The sequence below is a fragment of the Stenotrophomonas sp. B2 genome, from assembly GCF_014947095.1.
In the GTDB taxonomy this organism is placed as follows: domain Bacteria; phylum Pseudomonadota; class Gammaproteobacteria; order Xanthomonadales; family Xanthomonadaceae; genus Stenotrophomonas; species Stenotrophomonas maltophilia_P.
The window spans coordinates 158,038-178,603 of record NZ_JADCQA010000010.1; the positions used below are offsets into that span (position 1 = coordinate 158,038).

The following is a 20,566-nucleotide window of genomic DNA, read 5'->3' on the forward strand; positions in this document are numbered from 1 at the left end:
GTGTCCAGCGATGACGTTGATCGATGCGATCAATCGTCGTTCTTGGACATGTCTTCATCGGCGACCACTTCCGCGGCGGCCCACTCCAGCGCTTCGCGCTCGGCGCGCTCACGCTCGGCCTTCTCGACTTCGTCGATCAGCGCGTTGTCGATCTTGCGGGCAGCGATCTCGCGCAGCGCCAGCACGGTCGGCTTGTCCTCGGTCTCGCTGTTGTCCAGCGTGGCCTGCACGCCATTGGCGAGCTGGCGGGCACGCTTGGAGGCCATCATGACCAGCTCGAAACGGTTGTTAACGACTTCCAGGCAATCTTCTACGGTGATGCGGGCCATACGGGCTCCCGGCGACCGGTCGGCCGCTCAGTCGAATGAGGGAAAGGGGACGGAGTGTACCGGCAGGGGCTGGACAAAATCAAGCCAGCCCTCACCCGATTCTTTTGGAATCAGTCAGTTGCGCCCGGATCAGGGGTCAACAGGGCCTGGATCAGCCCGGCGTGGCGGACCTTCTGGGCCTCGCGGCGCAGGCGGCTGGCGGTGAAGATCGCGCACAGCTCGTCCACGGCGGTGTCGAACACCTCGTTGACGATGACGTAGTCGAACTCATTGAAGTGCAGCATCTCGTCGCGGGCGGCGCCCAGGCGCTGGGCGATCACCGCCTCGCTGTCCTGCCCACGCTTGCGCATGCGGTCCTGCAGGGCCTGCTTGGACGGCGGCAGGATGAACACGGTGACCGTGCCCGGTACCAGCTGCCGGACCTGCTGCGCGCCCTGCCAGTCGATCTCCAGCAGCACATCCTGGCCGGCCGCCAGCTGCGGTTCCACCGACTGCCGCGCCGTGCCCTTCCAGTCTCCGTGCACCCATGCATGCTCGAAGAAGTCGCCCGCAGCAATCATCTGCTCGAACTTCTCTGCGGTGACGAAGTGATAGTGCTCACCGTTCACTTCACCCGGTCGCATGGCCCGCGAAGTGAAGGAGATCGACAGGGCGATCTGCGGGTCGCGGGCCAGCGTCGCGTTGACGATGCTGCTCTTGCCGGCGCCTGAAGGGGCGGCAACGATGTACAGCGTGCCGCGCGCGATGGTGGCCGACGGGGTGGACGGGGCGCTCATGCACGGAACCCAACTGGTTGATTTCGCAAAATTTTTCCTCGATGTTCCAGACATGGCGCGGAGGATCGCGCCAGGACGGCGGGGACTGCGCGGAACATCCTGGAACCAGGCCCGGCAGACTGCTCCCCGGGGTGCGGGCACGCAACTTTACCAGAGCGGCCCCTCCCCGCGCCCGGCCACACCCGGCCGGCCTTGTGCCACATGGGCATGCGGGGGGCTGTGCTATAACCGGCGCATTGCGGTCGTTCCCGGAAAGACGCTCGCGGCATGCTGGCGGTTCTCCCCTTCGACGGCCGTACCCACCGACAGCCCGGAGGCCTGCACGCCTCCCTGCCATCCAAGGAGAACGGCATGCCCTCGATGAGTCGCCGCCAGTTCCTGAAGGTCACCGGGACAACCCTGGTGGGCTCCAGCCTGGCCCTGATGGGCTTCGCGCCCGGCATCGCGCTCGCGGAGGTGCGGCAGTACAAGCTGACCCGCGCCACCGAGACCCGCAACACCTGTACGTACTGTTCGGTGGCCTGCGGGATCCTGATGTACAGCCTCGGCGATGGCGCCAAGAACGCCGAGCCGAGCATCTTCCACATCGAGGGCGACCCGGACCATCCGGTCAACCGCGGCACGCTGTGCCCGAAGGGCGCCGGCCTGGCCGACATCATCCACAGCAAATCGCGCCTGCTCTACCCGGAATACCGGGCACCGGGTACGAACGAGTGGAAGCGCCTGAGCTGGGACGACGCTCTGGACCGCATCGCGCGGCTGATGAAGGAAGACCGCGACGCCAACTTCGTGCAGAAGAACGAGGCGGGGCAGACGGTCAACCGCTGGCTGACCACCGGCATGCTGGCGGCCTCGGCCACCAGCAATGAAACCGCGGTATTGACCCACAAGGTCGTCCGCTCGCTTGGAATGCTCGCATTCGACAACCAGGCACGTGTCTGACACGGCCCGACGGTGGCAGGTCTTGCCCCGACGCTAGGCCGAGGTGCGATGACGAATCACTGGGTCGACATCAAGAATGCCGACCTGATCCTGATAATGGGTGGCAATGCCGCCGAGGCACACCCGTGCGGGTTCAAATGGGTGACCGAGGCCAAGGCACACAACAAGGCCCGCCTGATCGTCATCGATCCACGCTTCAACCGCTCGGCCGCGGTGGCCGATGTCTACGCGCCGATCCGCACCGGCACGGACATCGTGTTCCTGGGTGGCCTGATCAACTACCTGCTGGCCGAGGACCGCATCCAGCACGAGTACGTGCTGAACTACACCGACATGTCGTTCCTGGTGAAGGACGAATTCGCCTTCACCGACGGCCTGTACTCGGGCTATGACCCGCAGAAGCGCAGCTATGACCGCTCCAGCTGGGACTACCTGTATGGCGACGACGGTTACGTACGCAGCGACCCGACGCTGAAGGACCCGCGCTGCGTCTACAACCTGCTCAAGCAGCACTACGCACGCTATACCGTGGAGATGGTCGAACGCATCTGCGGTACGCCCGCCGACAGCATCCGCCAGATCTGGGACATGATCGCGTCCACCGCCGGCAAGGACAAGGCGATGACCATCCTGTACGCGCTGGGCTGGACGCAGCACTCGGTCGGTGCGCAGAACGTGCGCGCCGGCACGATGGTGCAGCTGCTGCTGGGCAACATCGGCGTGGCCGGTGGCGGCATGAACGCCCTGCGTGGGCATTCCAACATCCAGGGCCTGACCGACATCGGCCTGATGTCCGACCTGCTGCCGGGCTACCTGACACTGCCCAGGCAGGACGAGCAGGACTACAACGCCTACATCGCCAAGCGCACGCAGAAGCCGCTGCGCGCCAACCAGATGTCGTTCTGGCAGAACTACCCGAAGTTCCATGTCAGTCTGATGAAGTCGTGGTGGGGCGATGCCGCCACCGCCGACAACAACTGGTGCTTCGATCACCTGCCCAAGCTCGACAAGCCCTACGACATGCTGCAGGCCTACGAGCTGATGAACGAAGGCAGGATCCATGGCTACATCTGCCAGGGCTTCAACCCGCTGGCCTCGGCACCGAACAAGGGCAAGCTGATCAGCGCGTTCTCCAAGCTGAAGTTCATGGTCAGCATGGACCCGCTGGAAACCGAAACCATCGCCTTCTGGCAGAACCATGGCGCACTGAACGACGTCGACCCGAGCACGATCCAGACCGAAGTGTTCCGCCTGCCGACCACCTCGTTCGCCGAGGAGAACGGCGCGGTGGTGAACTCCTCGCGCTGGCTGCAATGGCACTGGAAGGGCGCCAACGCACCGGGCGAAGCGCGCAGCGACATCGAGATCATGTCCGAGCTGTTCCACCGCATCAAGGCGCTGTACGAGAAGGACGGCGGCGCGTGGTGGGAGCCGGTGCGCGACCTCGCCTGGAATTACGCCGACCCGAAACTGCCGACGCCGGAAGAACTGGCGATGGAGTACAACGGCAAGGCCCTGGTGGATGTGTTCGATCCGAAGGACCCGACCCGGCTGGTGCGCAAGGCCGGCGAACAGCTGGCCGCGTTCGGCGACCTGCGCGACGACGGCAGCACGTCTTCCGGCTGCTGGATCTACATCGGTGCGTGGGGGCCGACCGGCAACATGATGGCACGGCGCGACAACAGCGACCCCACCGGCATCGGCAACACGCTGGGCTGGGCCTGGGCGTGGCCCGCCAACCGCCGCGTGATGTACAACCGCGCCTCGTGCGACGTCGCCGGGCAGCCGTTCGATCCACGACGCACCCTGCTCGCCTGGAACGGCAGGAACTGGGGCAACATCGACGTGCCCGACTTCAAGGCCGATGAAGACCCGGCCGGCGGCATGGGCCCGTTCATCATGAATCCCGAGGGCATTGCCCGCTTCTTCGCCAAGGCCGGCATGGCCGAAGGCCCGTTCCCGGAACACTACGAGCCCTTCGACACGCCGTTGCGCAGCAACCCGCTGAGCCCAGGCCAGGCGCTGACGCTGAACAATCCGGCCGCGCGCGTGTTCGACAGCGACCGCGCGCAGATCGGCTCGCCGGACGAGTTCCCGCATGTGGCCACCACCTACCGGCTGACCGAGCATTTCCACTTCTGGACCAAGCACGGCAAGCTCAACGCCATCATCCAGCCGGAGCAGTTCGTAGAGATCGGCGCAGCCCTGGCCGACGAGCTGGGCATCGGCAACGGCAGTCGCGTGCGGGTCAGCTCCAAGCGTGGGCACATCGAAGCCGTAGCGATGGTGACCAAGCGCATCAAGGCACTGCAGATCGATGGCAGGACGGTGCACCAGGTGGGCGTGCCGATCCACTGGGGCTTCCTGGGTGCTGCCAAGCCCGGTTACATCGCCAATACGCTGACCAACGCCATCGGTGACGGCAATTCGCAGACGCCTGAATCGAAGTGCATCCTGGTCAAGGTCGAGAAGGTGTAGGAGACACGCCATGTCACTGCAATCGCTGGACATCATCCGCCGCTCGGCCACCACCACGCCCTCGCCGCAGGCGCGCGGCGCCCACACCGGGCAGGTCGCCAAACTGATCGACGTGAGCAAGTGCATCGGCTGCAAGGCCTGCCAGGTCGCCTGCATGGAGTGGAACGACCTGCGCGACGAGGTCGGCAGCTGCGTCGGCAGCTATGACAACCCGCCGGACCTGAGCGACCAGTCGTGGACGGTCATGAAGTTCCGCGAGTACGAGGACGAGAAGGGCAAGCTGGAGTGGCTGATCCGCAAGGAGGGCTGCATGCACTGCAGCGACCCGGGCTGCCTGAAAGCCTGCCCGTCGCCGGGCGCGATCATCCAGTACGCCAACGGCATCGTCGATTTCCAGGAGGAGAACTGCATCGGCTGCGGCTACTGCGTGACCGGCTGCCCGTTCGACGTGCCGCGGATCTCCAAGAAGGATCACAAGGCCTACAAGTGCACGCTGTGCTCGGACCGCGTGGCCGTGGGCCAGGAGCCGGCGTGCGTGAAGACCTGCCCGACCGGGGCGATCACGTTCGGCAGCAAGCAGGCGATGACCGAGCATGCCGCCGGCCGCGTCGAGGACCTGAAGTCACGCGGCTACGAGAATGCCGGGTTGTACGACCCGCAGGGCGTCGGTGGCACCCACGTGATGTACGTGCTGCAGCACGTGGACAAGCCGGAGCTGTACGCCGACCTGCCCAAGGACCCGCGCATCAGCCCCATGGTCGAGGTCTGGAAGGGGGTGGCCAAGCCGCTGGGCGTGCTGGCAATCGCCGCGACAGCCTTCGTGGGCTTCCTGCACTACATCGGCATCGGCCGCAACACGGTCAACGATGAGGAGGAAGAGCAGGCCGAGCACGAAGCAAAGAAGATCGAAGAGGAGCAGCGGCCATGAAGTACGCCCCGCACCCCCGCCAGATCGTGCGCTACCGTGCTCCGACCCGCATCAACCACTGGATCGTGGCGATCTGCTTCGTGCTGACCGCGCTGTCCGGCCTGGCCCTGTTCCACCCTGCGCTGTTCCCGTTGACGGTGCTGTTCGGTGGCGGGCCGTGGACACGCATCCTGCATCCCTTCGTCGGCCTGGCCATGGTGGTGGGCTTCGCCCTGCTCGCCTTCCGCATGTGGCGTGACAACCTGCCTACCGCCGACGACCGCGCATGGCTGCGCGGCATGCGCGAGGTGCTGCGCAACGAGGATGAGACACTTCCACCGGTCGGCCGCTTCAACGCCGGCCAGAAACTGCTGTTCTGGGCGATCATCGGCTGCCTTTCGGCGTTGCTGCTGACCGGCTTCGTGATCTGGCGGCAGTATTTCAGCCATCTGTTCCCGATCGGCGTGATCCGTTTTTCGGTGCTGGTGCACGCACTGTTTGGCTGGGTACTGGTGTGCGCCATCGTGGTGCACATCTATGCCGCGATCTGGATCAAGGGTTCGGTGCGCGCGATGACCCAGGGCAAGGTGACCTATGGGTGGGCCTACAAGCACCATCGGCAGTGGTTCAGGGACATCCTGCGCGGGCGGCGCGGAGAGGGGTAACGGCAGGGCCTGCGGCCCTGCACCCGCCGGATCAACGTCAACGTCACCGTCAACGTCAAAAGCGGGCTTCCTGAAGGATGGCGGGGCGGGTCCCGCTGCTGTTGGTGGGTGTCGACCTTGGTCGACACGATGAACACGGCAACAACCAATGGGGTCAGATCCGTTTTCCAGAGGAAAACGGATCTGACCCCGACCTTTCAGATGGCCGGCAACACGCTGGACGCCAGCGTCGACAACGGCGAGGATGGAGGCTGGTTCTTCCGGCTGGCCCCGCATGGTGCAACGCATCCTTGAACCCGGTGAGATCGAGACGCTGGCCTCGCGCGATGTCCCGCGCATCATCCTGCCGGATACACCCTCGCTGTTCGGCGGACGTGCGGACCGGTTGCGCAGCCTGGCCGGACGCAGTGCCATCGGTGGCTACCTGCAGCTGCTGGCGGCACTGGCCGATGCGCAACAGGCGCTGCTGGACGAACTGACGCCGCAGCAACGCGAGGCGCTGCAGGCGCAGGCCCGCGCGCAGCAGTCGAGCGCGGCGGCCAGCGCCGGCATGCCATTGCGGCCCGCCAACACGCTTCAGCTCGATGGCCGATGGCGCGACTGGTTGCGCGCGCTGTGCCGGCACTGCGCCGATGAAGCCGGGCTGCCTGTGGAGACCCGACAGGAACTGCAACGGGTTGCCGCGGCCGCTGACACCTGGCTGGATGCACAGGCGCATGCGGTGCTGGAGCGCGACGACGCACCGTCGCTGGACGCGGTCGCTGCCCTGCTGGTGATGAACGCGCTGCAGGTGTACTGGGCCGTACTCGCGGCCAGCTTCCGCCCCACCGACCTGAAACCGCTTGCCGATGCACCCGGGCTGTGCCCGCTGTGCGGCTCGTTGCCGGTGGCCAGTGTGGTGCAGGCGCGCCCACCCTACGCCTCCTACCGCTATCTGTCGTGCTCGCTGTGCGCCTGCCAGTGGCACTACGTGCGCGTGCAGTGCAGCCAATGCGGCGCGGCCGGCAAGGACATCGCCTATCGCGCGCTGGCCGAGGTCGACGGCGATGCAGGCGAGGTGGTGCGTGAAGGCGCGATCCGCGCCGAGACCTGCGATCACTGCCACAGCTACCGCAAGATTCTGTATCTGGAGAAGGATCCGGCGCTGGAGCCGGTCGCCGACGACCTCGGCACGCTGGCGCTGGATCTGTTGCTGGGCGAGGAAGGCTACATGCGCGCCAGCCAGAATCCGCTGCTCTGGCAGTCCGACGGCGACTGAACCGATGCCTCGCGTGCACGCCCCCACCGCCCCGGCCAGCGCCCTGCCCTCGCTGGACCGCCTGCTGCGCCTGCCAGCGTTGTCGACGCTGATCAGGGACCACGGCCGCAGCCGCATCGCCCATCTGCTGCGCGAGCACGTGCAGGGGTTGCGCGAGCGCAGCGGCTGCGGCCAGCTGTCACCGGAACAGCTGCAGCGGGCCGTCGCGGAACCCGGCGTGGTCGCGGCCCTGCAGTCGGCGCTGGCAGCCGATGCACGCCTGGATCTGCAGCCGGTATTCAACCTCACCGGCACGGTGCTGCATACGAATCTCGGCCGCGCGCTGTTGCCGGACGCCGCGGTACGCGCAGTGACCCGCGCAATGACTGCGCCGGTGGATCTGGAATTCGACATCGCCCTGGGCCGTCGAGGCGACCGCGATGCGCGCGTGCGGGCACTGGTCTGCGAACTGACCGGCGCCGAAGCAGCGACCGTGGTCAACAACAACGCAGCAGCAGTCCTGTTGCTGCTCAACAGCCTGGCCAATCGCCGCGAGGTAGTCGTGTCGCGGGGCGAACTGGTGGAAATCGGCGGCGCCTTCCGCATTCCCGATGTAATGCGCAGCGCCGGTGCGCGGCTGCGCGAAGTGGGCACCACCAACCGCACCCATCCGGCCGACTTCGACAGCGCCATCGGCACGCGCACCGCGCTGCTGATGGAAGTGCACGCCAGCAACTACGCCATCACCGGCTTCACTGCCAAGGTCGACACTGCACGGATGGCATCGATCGCGCACGGGCACGGGCTGCCACTGGCGGTGGACCTTGGCAGTGGCAGCCTGTGCGACCTGTCTGCCCACGGTCTGCCGCGCGAACCTACAGTGCAGGAAGCGCTGGCGGCGGGCGCCGACCTGGTCTCGTTCAGCGGCGACAAGCTGCTCGGTGGACCGCAGGCCGGGATCATTGCCGGCCGCGCCGACCTCATCGCACGCATCAACCGCAATCCGCTCAAGCGCGCCCTGCGTATGGACAAGATGGGCCTGGCCGCGCTGGAAGCGGTACTGGCGCTGTACCGCGAACCGGAACTGCTGCCGCAGCGGCTGCCGACCCTGCGCACGCTGTCCCGCGAACAGGGAGACATCCATGCGCAGGCACAGCGCCTGCTGCCTTCCGTGCAGCAGGCGCTGGCCGCGCATTACGCGGTTGAAGCGGTGCCGATGTACAGCCAGGTCGGCAGTGGCGCGCAGCCACAGGCGCAACTGGCCAGCGCCGGCCTGCGCATCCGCGTCGCTGCAGCTGCCGGGTTGGACCGTCTGGCCAAGCGCCTGCGCGGCCTGCCACGGCCGGTGCTCGGGCGCATTGCCGAGGATGCGCTGTGGCTTGATCTGCGCGGGCTTGAGTACGGGGATGAGGCTGCTTTCCTCGCCCAGTGGAGCGCGCTGCAGGCATGATCGTCGGCACCGCCGGGCATATCGACCATGGCAAGACCAGCCTGGTGCGGGCACTGACCGGCATCGAAACCGATCGCCTGCAGGAAGAGCGCGCGCGCGGCATCTCCATAGAACTGGGGTATGCCTATGTGCCGGTGGAGGCCGCACGCGCAGAGGGGCCTCCGGCGATGCTGGGCTTCGTCGATGTGCCGGGTCACGAGCGCTTCGTGCACACGATGGTGGCCGGTGCCACCGGCATCGATGTGGCGCTGCTGGTGATCGCCGCCGATGACGGCGTGATGCCGCAGACCCGTGAGCATCTGTCGATCCTGCAGCTGCTGGGTGTGGACCGCGCTGCAGTGGCATTGACCAAGATCGACCGTGTGGATGCGGCGCGCATTGCCGAAGCCGAAGCGGAGATCGTTGCCCTGCTGGCCGGCACACCGCTGCAGGGGTCTGCGGTATTCGCCTGCAACAGCACCGACAGCGCGGATGCCGGCATCCATGCGCTGCGCGCCCACCTGCATGCCTGGGCCGCCGGCAACGACAGCCGCGGGACGACCCAGCGCCGCAGCGAGCTGTTCCGCATGCCGGTGGATCGCGTGTTCTCGCTGGCCGGTCACGGCACACTGGTCACCGGTGCGGTACAGGGCGGCGTGGCCGCGGTCGGCGCGCATCTGCAGTTGATGCCGGCCGCCATCGACGTGCGTATCCGTAGCATCCATGCGCAGAACCAGGCCAGTGGACAGGCTGCCGCGGGACAGCGCTGTGCCCTGAACCTGGCCGCCATCGCCCGCGACGGCATCACCCGCGGCGACTGGATCGCCGATCCGCGCGCGCTGCAGGCCACCACCCGGGTCGACGTACGCCTTCGCCTTGCGGCACAGGTGCGGCCCCTGCGCGACTGGACACCGCTGCACATCCACTGGGGCACGATGCACCGGCAGGCCCATGTGGTGCTGCTGGAGGATGAAGACAGTGGCAACGGCCAGCTGGTGCAGCTGGTGTTCGATGCCCCGGTCTGCGCGATGTGCGGCGACCGCTTCATCGCCCGCGATTCGGCTGCAGCGCATACGCTGGGCGGCGGCACCGTGCTCGATCCCGATCCACCGCAACGACGTCGGCGCAGCCCGGCACGCCGGGCGTGGTTGGCAGCCCTTGAACAGCTCGCGGCCGGCGCCGGCGTCGGGCCGCTGCTGCAGCAGGCACCGGCCGGCATCGCGCTGGCCGCCCTGCAACGCTACTGCCGGCGTGAGGCCGCACAGATCGATCTCCCTGCAGATGCCCGGCGCATCGCCACCCGCGAGGACACGGTGATCATCCTCGCCTCGCACTGGCAGGCGCTGCGCGAACAGGTGATCCGCTCGCTGCATGACTGGCACGAGCGACGGCCGGACGAGCCCGGTGTCGACAGCGGGCGCCTGCAGCGCAGCACCCTGCCCGCGCTCTCGACCAGTCTCTGGAACGCGCTGCTGCAGGACCTGTTCGACGATGGCGCGTTGCAGCGCGTGGGCGCGTGGTGGCGGCTGCCAGGCCACGACCATGCGCCGCCGGAACGCGAGCGCGCGCTTCTCGAACGCGTGCTCCCGCGTCTGGATGCCGGTGGTTTCGATCCGCCCTGGGTGCGCACGCTTGCGGCCGATCTCGGCTTCGCCGAGGAGGAGATGCGTGCGGTCCTGCGTCGCGCCGCAGCGCGCGGCGAGCTGTTCCAGGTGGTGCCGGACCTGTTCTACGCACCGGCCCGCATCGACGCGCTGGCGGCAACGGTCGCCCGGCTGTCACAGGCAACCGGCATGGTGGATGCTGCAGCATTCCGCGATGCCATCGGCCTGGGCCGCAAGCGCAGCATCCAGATCTTGGAGTTCTTCAATCGCGTTGGCTACACTCGACGCGTCGGTGACCAGCATCGGCCGCGCGGCGACCTGCAATGGAACACCGCCCACGGTTGACTGCACCGGTACCGCCGTACCTTCGGAAGGCATGCGCATCCGGGCATGCGGCTGGGCTTCAAACCCAGCAGGGGGCGTCGATCGCTCCCTGGTAGGTTCGACTCCTGCTGCCTTCCGCCATTCGTGTTCCTGCAGGAGATGCCGGCATGGCCTCGCATGTGCAGTCCCCACTCCCCCCGTCGGCCGAGGCTCCGCAGCGATTGACTTCGCTGGCCCACGGCGGCGGTTGTGGCTGCAAGATCGCACCCGGCGTGCTGGCCGAACTGCTGCGGGGCACCCCGGCGTTCCCTGCGCCGGCCGAACTGCTGGTCGGCCGCGAGACCAGTGACGATGCCGCGGTCTACCGGCTTGATGATCGCCAGGCGATCGTCGCCACCACCGACTTTTTCATGCCGATCGTCGATGACCCGTTCGACTTCGGCCGCATCGCCGCCACCAATGCGCTGTCGGACCTGTATGCGATGGGCGCGCGGCCGCTGTTCGCACTGGCCATCGTCGGCATGCCCATCAATACGCTGCCACAGGACACGATCCGCGGCATCCTGCAGGGCGGCGAACGTGCCTGTGCCGACGCCGGCATCGTGGTGGCCGGGGGCCACAGCATCGACTCGGTGGAGCCGATCTATGGCCTGGCCGCGATCGGCGTGCTGGATCCGCAGCGGCTCAAGCGCAATGCCGATGCCCGCGCCGGCGATGTGCTGGTGCTGGGCAAGCCATTGGGCGTGGGCGTGTATTCGTCGGCGCTGAAGAAAGAAGTGCTGAATGCCGAGGGCTACCGGCAGATGGTCGAGTCGACCACCCGCCTGAACAGCGTGGGCCTGCCCCTTGCCGCGCTGGACGGCGTGCATGCCATGACCGACGTCACCGGCTTCGGCCTGCTCGGCCATCTGCTGGAGGTGTGTCGTGCCAGCGGGGTCGCCGCCGAGGTGGACAGCACACAGGTGCCTCTGCTGCCGCAGACCCTGGACCTGCTGCAACGTGGCTGCGTTACCGGCGCATCCAACCGCAACTGGGCCTCGTATGGCGGCCAGGTGCATTTCGCCGAAGGCGTGGCCGCCCACTGGCAGCCACTGCTGACCGACCCGCAGACCAGCGGCGGCCTGCTCGTATCCTGCGCAGCGGACGCCGTGGATGCGGTGAATGCCGTTTTTGCCGGCGCCGGGTTTGCCCAGGCCGCGGTGATCGGCCACCTGCTGGCGGGGCCTGCCGGCGTCAGCGTGCGCTGAAACGATGAGGGCGCCCGAAGGCGCCCCGCAGCATCACTCGATGTTCTGCACCTGCTCGCGGATCTGGTCGATCAGCACCTTCAGCTCGACCGCGGCATTGGACGTGCGGCTGTCCACCGACTTCGAGCCCAGCGTGTTGGCTTCACGATTGAACTCCTGCAGCAGGAAGTCCAGGCGGCGGCCGACCGGCTCGCGCTGCGTGAGCACGCGGCGGATCTCGACGATGTGGCTCGACAGGCGGTCCAGCTCCTCATCCACATCCAGCTTCTGCAGCCACAGCACCAGCTCCTGCTCGGCGCGGCCGGGATCGACCGGATGCGGCAGATCGGCCAGGCGCGCAGCCAGCTTGGCACGCTGGCCATCACGGATGGCGGGAATCAGCGTGCGGACGTCACCCGCGATGCGCTCGATGCCATCCACGCGCTCGGCAATGGCCGCGGCGAGCTTGCCGCCCTCGCGCTCGCGGGCTTCGACGAATCCGTCCAGCACCTGATCCAGCAAGGCCAGCGCCTCGACCTGCAGGGCCGCCGCATCGGTGGCCTCGCCCCGGGTCACGCCCGGCAGCTGCAGCAGATCGGTGAAGCTCACCTGCAGGTTGGGAAAATCCGACGTCAGGCGGTGGGCCAGATGCCCGAGCTGGCCCAGCAGGGCCTCATCGACCTGCAGATTCCCCGCCGCGTCCGGCGCACGCAGTCGCAGCACCAGATCCAGCTTGCCGCGGCTCAGGCGCGCGGCGATGCGCTCGCGCAGCTGCGGCTCCAATGCCCGCAGCTCTTCAGGCAGGCGGGTGCCGACCTCCAGGAAGCGGTGGTTGACCGAGCGCAGCTCGCAGCCCAGCGTGCCCCACGGGGTGACCCGCTCGCCACCCGCGTAGGCGGTCATGCTTCGAATCATGGAATGTGTCCGGTGCGTGCAAAGGGGGAATGGTACCCTAGCGCCCTCACCAGAGCCCCCCTGCCCGCCCCGTGAAGGTCGCGGGCATGGCGGCGTACTCCCCGCCCTTACGGAACCCGCATCATGTCCGATTCCCGCCCCAGTGGCCGCCAGCCCGACCAGCTCCGCCCGGTCTTCATCCAACGCGGCTTCACCCGCCACGCCGAAGGCTCGGTACTGGTGTGCTTCGGTGAAACCCGCGTGCTGTGCACGGCCAGCGTCGAGAACCGGGTTCCGGGCTTCCTGCGCGGCAAGGGCGAAGGCTGGGTGACCGCCGAGTACGGCATGCTGCCGCGCGCCACCCACACCCGCAGCGACCGTGAAGCGGCGCGTGGCAAGCAGGGCGGCCGCACGCTGGAGATCCAGCGCCTGATCGGCCGCAGCCTGCGCGCCTGCGTGGACCGCAATGCCCTCGGCGAACGCACCATCACCCTGGACTGCGACGTGCTGCAGGCCGACGGCGGCACCCGCACCGCGGCCATCACCGGCGCCTACGTGGCCCTGGTCGACGCCGTGAACGTGCTCATCAAGCGCGGCGAGATCAAGCGCAACCCGATCCTGGGTGCGGTGGCAGCGGTGTCGGTGGGCGTTTACCGCGGCACTCCGGTGCTGGACCTGGACTATGCCGAAGACAGCGACTGCGACACCGACATGAACGTGGTGATGAACGATGGCGGTGGCTTCATCGAGCTGCAGGGCACTGCCGAAGGCCATGCCTTCCGCCGCGATGAACTGGACGCGCTGCTGGGACTGGCCGAAAAGGGCGTGAACGAACTGCTGGCCGCACAGCAGGCGGCGCTGTCGGCATGAACCGGCGCCTTGCCCTGACCACCCTGGTGGTGGCCGACTATGACGAGGCCATCGCCTGGTATACCGGCAAGCTCGGCTTCGCACTGCTGGAGGACATCGACCAGGGCCACAAGCGATGGGTCGTGGTCGGACCGACCGACGGCAGCGCCGCCGCCCTGCTGCTGGCGCGCGCCAGCAACGAGGAACAGCGCAGCCGCATCGGCAACCAGACCGGTGGGCGCGTTGCGTTCTTCCTCAACACCGACGACTTCCACCGCGACCATGCGGCGATGCTGGCCGCCGGGGTGGAGTTCCTGGAATCGCCGCGCGAAGAACCCTATGCAACGGTCGCGGTCTTCCGCGATCTGTATGGCAACACCTGGGACCTGCTGGAGCCCCGTCAATGAAGAAACTGGTACTGGCCAGCCACAACGCCGGCAAGCTGGTGGAGATGCAGGAGATCCTTGCCGACCTGCCGCTGCAGATCACGTCGGCCGCCGAACTGGGCCTGGGCGACGTCGACGAGACCGGCCTGACCTTCGTCGAGAACGCGCTGCTGAAGGCGCGCGCGGCCTGCGAAGCGACCGGCCTGCCGGCGCTGGCGGATGATTCGGGGCTGATCGTCGATGCGCTCGGCGGCGCACCCGGCCTGTACAGCGCGCGCTATGCCGGCCACCCGACCAATGCCGCCGCCAACAACGCCAAGCTGCTGGACGCGATGGCCGACATCCCCGATGGCCAGCGCAGCGCCCGCTTCTATGCGGTGATCGTGCTCCTGCGCCACGCCACCGACCCGCAGCCGCTGATCTGCGAGGGCCGCTGGGAAGGCCAGATCATCCGCGAACTGCGTGGCACGAACGGTTTTGGCTACAACCCGGTATTCCTGGACACCACCCACGGCCTGACCGCTGCGGAAATGGAGCCGGCCCTGAAGAACGCCATCAGCCACCGTGCCATTGCCCTGCAGCAGCTCAAGCAGCAGCTGGCGACGCTGTACTGAAGCCATCCGATCGAACCAGGGAAGCCGGCCAACGGCCGGCACTACCGATGAAGCCCATGCCGCACGCCCACGACCACTGCAACCACCTGCCCGGCGAAGCCTGCTCCGCTGACCACGACAGCCCATCGCGACTGGTGCCACCGCCGCTGTCGTTGTACGTGCACCTGCCGTGGTGCGTGCGCAAATGCCCGTACTGCGATTTCAACTCGCACCAGGCCAAGGGCGAGCTGCCGTTCGAGGCCTACATCGATGCACTGCTGCGCGACCTGGACCAGGACCTGCCGCTGGTCTGGGGCCGGGTGGTGCACAGCGTGTTCTTCGGCGGTGGCACGCCCAGCCTGTTCCCGCCGGAGGCGATCGATCGCTTCCTGCAGCAGGCCAGCGCCCGCCTGCGCTTCGCGCCGAACGCCGAGATCACGCTGGAAACCAATCCCGGCACCGCCGAGCATGGCCGCTTCGACCGCTACCGCGCGGCTGGCGTGAACCGCCTGAGCTTCGGCATCCAGAGCTTCGACGACGACGCGCTGAAGCGGCTGGGCCGCATCCACGACAGTGGCGAAGCCGAGCGTGCGGTGAAGATGGCCCAGGATGCGGGGTACGACAATTTCAACATCGACCTGATGTACGCACTGCCCGAGCAGACGCTGGCCGGTGCCGAATCGGACCTCGAGCGCGCCTTTGCACTGCAGCCGGCGCACATCTCGCACTACCAGCTGACCCTGGAACCGAACACGGTGTTCTTCGCGCGCCCGCCGCAGGGCATTCCCGATGAAGACAACGCCTGGGACATGCAGGAACACTGCCAGGCGCTGCTGGCGCAGGCCGGCTTCGGCCAGTACGAGGTCAGCGCCTACGCGCGCCCCGGCCGGCAGAGCGCGCACAATCTGAACTACTGGCGCTTCGGCGATTACCTGGGCATCGGCGCCGGTGCACACGGCAAGATCAGTTCCGGCGCCGAAGAGCACGTGCTGCGGCGCTGGAAGCTCAAGCATCCGCAGGCCTACCTGGACAGCGCTGGCACCCCGGCGTCGTTCGGTGGCGATGACGTGATCACGCCCGCGCGGCTTCCGTTCGAGTACATGCTCAACCTGCTGCGCCTGCACGAGGGCTTCAGCCTGCGTGATTTTGAATCGCGCACCGGCCTGCCGCGCAGCGTGCTCGACGCACCGCTGGCCGAGGCCGTGCAGCGCGGCTGGCTGGAGACGGCCGATGGCCAGGTCCGCCCGACCGAACTGGGCCGCCGTTTCACCAATGATGTGGTGAGCCTGTTCCTGGACGAATGAGCGCCCCGTCGCATCCGCCGGGCATGGCCCGGCGCTACCTACACGCCAGCATGCCGTCGCATCCGCCGGGCATGGCCCGGCGCTACCCAGCGGCCAGCATGCGGTAGCGCCGGGCCATGCCCGGCGTGCAGCGTGTGCATTCACCCTACAGTAGCGCCGGCCTCGGCCGACCCGGGAAATTCACAGGATCGCTCCGCGGGAATCCGGGTACCGCACGCCGATGTCAGCTGTCTTCTCCCTCTCCGCCACCGACGCTGCCCGCCTGGCCAGCACCGACCTGCCACCGCGGGTACGTGAACTGCTGGGGGCGTTGACCGGCCTGTGCCGGCAGGCACTGACCGCGCCGCTGATCCTGACCGTCGAAGCGCTGGAACAACTCCTGTTGCACGATGCCGACCGCGCGCGCAGTCCGCAGCAGCAGGCTGAACTGATGGCGCAGCGTAGCCAACTGCATGCCTTCGCCGGCCACTTCAGCGAGCGCATGCTCGATGCGGTGGCCGAGGCACTGGCGCGGCTGCGCGAACCGACCGCCTTCACGGCAGCAGCACCACCGCCCGCACTGCCGGGCACGATCGGCCTGTCGCTGGTCGACGAGCACGAGGTCGACCGCGAACTGCTGCTCACCGAAATGGTCCGGCGCGAGACGCAGCGCTCGGCCAACGCCCTGAACCTGCTCGGCCAGCGCCTGGGCGTGCTGGCTGCGGCGCCTGCGTTCGAAGCCGATACCCTTCCGCTGGCACCGCAGGCGCTGTGCGCGATGGTGCGCAGGGTCGCCGAACAGGATGGCCTCGGGGCAGAGGTGCAGCTGGCGCTGTATCGCAGTTTCGAGCGCCAGGTGCTGGAACGCCTGGGCGACCTGCTTGATCGGGCCAATGCCCTGCTCGCCCAGCAGGGCGTGCTGCCGGGCCTGGTCTACACCCCGTATCTGGCCCGCTCGTCGAGTACGCGACGGATCATCACCCAGTCCGTCGCCGGCGGCCGTGCCACGCAGCCAGCCAGGCGCGCGGCGGCCCCCATGACCGGCTGGGGCGAGAACCTGCCTGCCGGCTCCTGGTCGACCCTGATGCAGGATGCCTTCCAGTCCGGTTCCGCATCCGCTGCAGCAGCCCCCGGGCTGACCACCGCCACCGGCACCCTGCTGCACGACCTGCTGCAGCGCGCACGCGCCACGCCGGCGGCAGACGCGCCTGCGGTACCGACTGCTGCCGTCGATGCGGTATTGGCAAGGCTGCAAAGCCAGGCCAGCGCCGCTACCGGTGTGGTCGACCTGCAGGCCGCCGTGGTCGCGCAGCTGCGCAGCGAACATGGCCCGCATGCGCAGATCGGCAGCCATGATCGCGACAACCTGGACCTGCTGCGCCTGTTGATGCAGCAGATCCAGCAGCAGCAGCGCCCGGACCCGGTGCCCGCCGCCCTGCTGGCGCGCCTGCAGGTACCGTTGGCACGTGCAGCGATGGCCGATCCGGGCTTCTTCGTACGCGACGAGCATCCTGCGCGCGAGCTGCTCAACCATATCGCCGAAGCCGGTGCCCGCTGGCTGGGGGACGACGATGTCGATCCGCAGTTTCTGCAGCGCATGGCACAGAGCGTGCAGAGCCTGCTCGGCGAGGATGCACGCACGCCGGAAGCCTTCGCTGCTGCCAACGAAGAGGTGCAGCAGCACCAGCGCGCGGCCGCCCATCGCGCCGAACTGGCCGAACGCCGCCACGTCGAAGCCGCGCGCGGCAGGGAGCGCCTGGAACTCGCGCGGCGCCAGGCCAGCGCCCAGATCGAGCAGTGCTGCAGCACGCAGCAGCCGCCGCGCTTCGTCCAGACCCTGCTGCGCCAGGCCTGGTCCGACGCGCTGACCCTGACCCGGCTGCGCCATGGCGAGGACTCGCCCCAGTGGCAGGAGCGGTTGCAGCAGACCGAGCGCATCGCGGCCGTTACTGCAACCGCCGCCAACGGCGTCGATGGCACCGATGGCGCCTTGGCCGCCGATGTGGAGGCCGCGCTGCTGCAGGTGGGCTATCACGCCGAGGAAGCCTCAGCGGTGGCCCGTCGCCTGGCCACGCCCGGGGGCGAGGACGACAGCACGTCGCGTACCGAACTCAGCGCGCGGCTGAAGGCCCGCGCCCGGCTGGGCGAGCACACCGACAGCCGCAGTGCGTCCGCCCCTGCCGCGCCACGCAGCAGTGCGGAGGAGGCCGCCTACGAGCAGCTGTGCTCCCTGCCCTTCGGCAGCTGGTTCGACATCGACAACGGCGACGGCACGCTTCGCCGCCAGCGCCTGTCCTGGTACAGCCTGCTGACCGGCCATGTGCTGTTCGTCAATCCGCGCGGGCAGAAGATTGCCGAAACCGACCTCGACAGTCTGGCGCGGCAGATCAGCGCTGGACGTGCGCATCTGGTCACCGAAGACAAGGGCCGGCTGGTCGACCGCGCCTGGAAGGCCAGCCTGGGCGCCCTGCGTGCGCTTGCCGGCCGCAACCCGCAGGACACCCCCGCATGAGCATGACGCCGCCGCAGGACACCCGCCGCGCCCCCCGACGCCAGGTGTCGGACCTGGTGCCGGTGACCGACCAGATGCGCGACTGCGTGGTCGGTCGCCTTGGCAATGTGTCCGAAACCGGCATGCTGATGCTGGCCAGCACTGCGCTGCGCGACGACGCGCTGTATCAGTTCCGCTTCCCGCTGCCGCTGGGCGATGGCCAGCAGGCAGCCATCGACGTGGGCGTGCACCTGTTGTGGAGCGAGCCGGCGCACGCCCCGGGACAGAGCTGGGTGGGCTTCCGGTTCCTCACCCTGTCACGCGAACACCGCCAGCTGCTGCGGCAGTGGGTAGGCGAAGACAGCGACGAAGGACCGCTTTCGACGGACTGACTGCCGGTTCCGGCACAGCGGTTTCTGCCGGTATGCGGCAGAATCTAGGGCCGTTTTCCGTGTCGAGCCACCGCAATGATCCAGCAAGACCCCGGCGCCCTGTATCCCGATCACCTGGCCGTGCTGTGCCGACGCGCCGAGCAGGCGCTGGCGCGCGGCGGCTTTGATCACCTCGTGGTGCCCAGCGGCACCCTGCACTACCAGGTGTTTGATGATCGCGACTATCCCTATGCGGTGAATCCGCAGTTCAAGGCATGGTTGCCGCTGACGCGCGTGCCCAACAGCTGGATCGTGTTTACGCCCGGCAAGCGGCCGGTGGTGATCTTCCATCAGCCGTTCGATTACTGGCACGTAGTGCCGGACGCGCCGAGCGGCTGGTGGGTGGAGCACTTCGACATCCACATCATCCGCACGCCGGATGAAGCGCTGGCGTTGCTGCCGGCCGATCCGTCGCGCTGCGCGATCCTGGGTGAGCCGCAGAGCGCACTGGGCAGCCACGTGCCGAACAATCCTCCGGCGGTGGTGAATTACCTGGAATGGCACCGTGGCAGCAAGACGCCCTACGAAATCGCCCTGATGCGCCAGGCACAGGTGCTGGGCGTGCGCGGCCATCGCGCCGCCGAAGCCGCGTTCCGCAACGGTGCCGACGAATTCAGCATCCACATGGCGTACTGCCAGGCGGTGGGCCAGGACGCCAATGAACTGCCCTACGGCAACATCGTGGCGTTGAACGAACACGCCGCCGTTCTGCACTACACCGAACTGGGCCGCAAGGCACCGCAGCCGCTGCGCAGCTTCCTCATCGATGCCGGCGCCAGCGCGCACGGCTACGCCAGCGACATCACCCGTACCTACGCGGCGCACGGCCACGACGAATTCGCTGCGATGATCGCTGCCGTCGATGCCGCCCAGCAGCAGATGTGCGCGGCGGTGCGCCCGGGCGTTGATTACAGGACGCTGCACGTGGACGCGCATCTGTCGCTGATGGGCGTTCTGAAGGACTTCGGCGTCATCAGGGTATCGCCGCAGACCGCGCTGGAAACCGGCGTCAGCGCCGCATTCTTCCCGCACGGCATCGGCCATCTGATCGGCCTGCAGGTGCATGACGTGGCCGGATTCGCCGCCAGCGACGAAGGCGGCCGGATCGAACGTCCGGCGGGTCATCCCTACCTGCGTCTGACCCGCGTGCTGGAACCGGGGATGGTGGTGACCATCGAGCCGGGCCTGTACTTCATCGACATGCTGTTGAACGAGGTCAAGGACGCCGGCCATGGCGATGCGATCAACTGGGAGCGCGTGGACTTCTTCCGTCCGTATGGCGGCATCCGCATCGAGGACGAAGTGCTGTGCACCGATGGCGAAGCGGACAACCTGACGCGACCGGAGTTTGCGGCAGCCAACGGCTGAGCCCCTCGTGGTTGGATGCTGAATCAAAAGCCGCGCTTGGCGGGGCGGGTGGGCCATGCAGGGGACGCTGCAAGTACGTCCCTGTAAGCTCGATGGCGCCATCCATGGCGCCAACGCCCCTGCATGGCCCACCCGCCCCACCCTTGACAGTTTCCTGCCGCGTCCAACCACGGAAAAGAAAAAAGAAAAGCAGAAGCGGGTCGCTCGCTGCGCTCGCTCTGTGTCGACCCAGGTCGACACCTACCAACAGCCGCAGGAATCTGTCAGGGGTGGGGCGGTGTGGCTGGGCAGGACCGTTGGCGCCATGGATGGCGCCATCGAGCCCCCATGGATGGGTTTACGGCGTGTCCTGCC

General features: G+C 67.8%; 17 protein-coding genes and 1 tRNA gene. 15 read left to right on the forward strand and 3 right to left on the reverse strand.

Features of this window, described 5'->3' with window-relative positions; all coding sequences use genetic code 11:
* Positions 1–29: 29 nt before the first annotated feature.
* Together rpoZ and gmk are read right to left on the reverse strand one after the other, a co-directional pair.
* On the reverse strand, positions 30–329 hold the full coding sequence (gene rpoZ, locus IMX13_RS13500) for a DNA-directed RNA polymerase subunit omega (protein WP_005410877.1): 300 nt from the start codon (positions 327–329) through the stop codon (positions 30–32).
* A 110-nt stretch (positions 330–439) separates the two neighbouring features.
* Entirely contained in the window at positions 440–1,105 is a 666-nt protein-coding gene (gmk, locus tag IMX13_RS13505) for a guanylate kinase (protein ID WP_053519456.1), read from the reverse strand.
* A gap of 351 nt (positions 1,106–1,456) precedes the next feature.
* On the opposite strand from gmk, the gene fdnG reads away from it, so the two are divergent.
* The 8 genes from fdnG to selD all read left to right on the forward strand — a co-directional run bounded on the left by fdnG (position 1,457) and on the right by selD (position 11,938).
* Entirely contained in the window at positions 1,457–4,525 is a 3,069-nt protein-coding gene (fdnG, locus tag IMX13_RS13510; RefSeq protein WP_146256248.1) for a formate dehydrogenase-N subunit alpha, read from the forward strand.
* Between the two features lie 10 nt (positions 4,526–4,535).
* Positions 4,536–5,453 (forward strand): formate dehydrogenase subunit beta, encoded by a 918-nt coding sequence (fdxH, locus tag IMX13_RS13515; protein WP_065181684.1) that lies wholly within the window; start codon positions 4,536–4,538, stop codon positions 5,451–5,453.
* The gene (locus tag IMX13_RS13520) at positions 5,450–6,097 is read left to right on the forward strand and encodes a formate dehydrogenase subunit gamma (RefSeq protein WP_193396530.1); all 648 of its coding nucleotides are present in this window, start codon (positions 5,450–5,452) and stop codon (positions 6,095–6,097) included. Before fdxH ends, IMX13_RS13520 begins: the two co-directional genes overlap by 4 nt.
* Positions 6,098–6,371: 274 nt before the next feature.
* Positions 6,372–7,355: a formate dehydrogenase accessory protein FdhE gene (gene fdhE, locus IMX13_RS13525; RefSeq protein WP_193396531.1), complete on the forward strand. Its 984-nt coding sequence runs from the start codon at positions 6,372–6,374 to the stop codon at positions 7,353–7,355.
* Between the two features lie 13 nt (positions 7,356–7,368).
* Complete coding sequence (gene selA, locus IMX13_RS13530) at positions 7,369–8,784, forward strand: L-seryl-tRNA(Sec) selenium transferase (RefSeq protein ID WP_319637193.1); 1,416 nt, start codon at positions 7,369–7,371, stop codon at positions 8,782–8,784.
* The gene (gene selB, locus IMX13_RS13535) at positions 8,781–10,712 is read left to right on the forward strand and encodes a selenocysteine-specific translation elongation factor (protein WP_193396533.1); all 1,932 of its coding nucleotides are present in this window, start codon (positions 8,781–8,783) and stop codon (positions 10,710–10,712) included. Before selA ends, selB begins: the two co-directional genes overlap by 4 nt.
* Before the next feature lie 24 nt (positions 10,713–10,736).
* A tRNA-Sec gene (locus IMX13_RS13540) sits at positions 10,737–10,832 on the forward strand.
* A gap of 26 nt (positions 10,833–10,858) precedes the next feature.
* Positions 10,859–11,938 carry a selenide, water dikinase SelD gene (gene selD, locus IMX13_RS13545; RefSeq protein ID WP_111186784.1) on the forward strand — a complete coding sequence of 360 codons (1,080 nt, stop codon included), beginning with the start codon at positions 10,859–10,861 and terminating at the stop codon, positions 11,936–11,938.
* A 33-nt stretch (positions 11,939–11,971) separates the two neighbouring features.
* Here selD and IMX13_RS13550 read toward each other — a convergent pair whose 3' ends face one another.
* Entirely contained in the window at positions 11,972–12,832 is an 861-nt protein-coding gene (locus IMX13_RS13550) for a YicC/YloC family endoribonuclease (protein ID WP_053519464.1), read from the reverse strand.
* 123 nt (positions 12,833–12,955) lie between these two features.
* Here IMX13_RS13550 and rph point away from each other — a divergent pair, with 123 nt between their 5' ends.
* From rph to pepQ, 7 genes are all read left to right on the forward strand, one after another.
* The gene (rph, locus tag IMX13_RS13555) at positions 12,956–13,681 is read left to right on the forward strand and encodes a ribonuclease PH (RefSeq protein WP_193396534.1); all 726 of its coding nucleotides are present in this window, start codon (positions 12,956–12,958) and stop codon (positions 13,679–13,681) included.
* Positions 13,678–14,067, forward strand: coding sequence for a VOC family protein (locus IMX13_RS13560; RefSeq protein WP_053519466.1), 390 nt, complete (start codon positions 13,678–13,680; stop codon positions 14,065–14,067). The genes rph and IMX13_RS13560 overlap by 4 nt, the downstream gene beginning before the upstream one ends.
* Positions 14,064–14,660, forward strand: coding sequence for an RdgB/HAM1 family non-canonical purine NTP pyrophosphatase (gene rdgB, locus IMX13_RS13565; protein WP_053519467.1), 597 nt, complete (start codon positions 14,064–14,066; stop codon positions 14,658–14,660). Before IMX13_RS13560 ends, rdgB begins: the two co-directional genes overlap by 4 nt.
* Before the next feature lie 56 nt (positions 14,661–14,716).
* Positions 14,717–15,943, forward strand: coding sequence for a radical SAM family heme chaperone HemW (gene hemW, locus IMX13_RS13570; protein ID WP_227255435.1), 1,227 nt, complete (start codon positions 14,717–14,719; stop codon positions 15,941–15,943).
* Between the two features lie 220 nt (positions 15,944–16,163).
* Complete coding sequence (locus IMX13_RS13575) at positions 16,164–18,434, forward strand: DUF1631 family protein (RefSeq protein ID WP_193396535.1); 2,271 nt, start codon at positions 16,164–16,166, stop codon at positions 18,432–18,434.
* Complete coding sequence (locus tag IMX13_RS13580) at positions 18,431–18,805, forward strand: PilZ domain-containing protein (RefSeq protein WP_065175725.1); 375 nt, start codon at positions 18,431–18,433, stop codon at positions 18,803–18,805. Before IMX13_RS13575 ends, IMX13_RS13580 begins: the two co-directional genes overlap by 4 nt.
* A 75-nt stretch (positions 18,806–18,880) precedes the next feature.
* Entirely contained in the window at positions 18,881–20,212 is a 1,332-nt protein-coding gene (gene pepQ, locus IMX13_RS13585) for a Xaa-Pro dipeptidase (protein WP_065181689.1), read from the forward strand.
* The last annotated feature ends 354 nt before the right edge of the window (positions 20,213–20,566 follow it).

Bases quoted from the DNA above. Each gene is read 5' to 3' on its own strand.
- fdxH (WP_065181684.1), top strand. From the start codon at position 4,536: ATGTCACTGCAATCGCTGGACATCATCCGCCGCTCGGCCACCACCACG.
- rpoZ (WP_005410877.1), bottom strand. From the start codon at position 329: ATGGCCCGCATCACCGTAGAAGATTGCCTGGAAGTCGTTAACAACCGT.
- IMX13_RS13520 (WP_193396530.1), top strand. From the start codon at position 5,450: ATGAAGTACGCCCCGCACCCCCGCCAGATCGTGCGCTACCGTGCTCCG.
- IMX13_RS13560 (WP_053519466.1), top strand. From the start codon at position 13,678: ATGAACCGGCGCCTTGCCCTGACCACCCTGGTGGTGGCCGACTATGAC.
- rdgB (WP_053519467.1), top strand. From the start codon at position 14,064: ATGAAGAAACTGGTACTGGCCAGCCACAACGCCGGCAAGCTGGTGGAG.
- rph (WP_193396534.1), top strand. From the start codon at position 12,956: ATGTCCGATTCCCGCCCCAGTGGCCGCCAGCCCGACCAGCTCCGCCCG.
- gmk (WP_053519456.1), bottom strand. From the start codon at position 1,105: ATGAGCGCCCCGTCCACCCCGTCGGCCACCATCGCGCGCGGCACGCTG.
- pepQ (WP_065181689.1), top strand. From the start codon at position 18,881: ATGATCCAGCAAGACCCCGGCGCCCTGTATCCCGATCACCTGGCCGTG.
- IMX13_RS13575 (WP_193396535.1), top strand. From the start codon at position 16,164: ATGTCAGCTGTCTTCTCCCTCTCCGCCACCGACGCTGCCCGCCTGGCC.
- hemW (WP_227255435.1), top strand. From the start codon at position 14,717: ATGCCGCACGCCCACGACCACTGCAACCACCTGCCCGGCGAAGCCTGC.
- IMX13_RS13580 (WP_065175725.1), top strand. From the start codon at position 18,431: ATGAGCATGACGCCGCCGCAGGACACCCGCCGCGCCCCCCGACGCCAG.
- fdhE (WP_193396531.1), top strand. From the start codon at position 6,372: ATGGTGCAACGCATCCTTGAACCCGGTGAGATCGAGACGCTGGCCTCG.
- IMX13_RS13550 (WP_053519464.1), bottom strand. From the start codon at position 12,832: ATGATTCGAAGCATGACCGCCTACGCGGGTGGCGAGCGGGTCACCCCG.
- selB (WP_193396533.1), top strand. From the start codon at position 8,781: ATGATCGTCGGCACCGCCGGGCATATCGACCATGGCAAGACCAGCCTG.
- selD (WP_111186784.1), top strand. From the start codon at position 10,859: ATGGCCTCGCATGTGCAGTCCCCACTCCCCCCGTCGGCCGAGGCTCCG.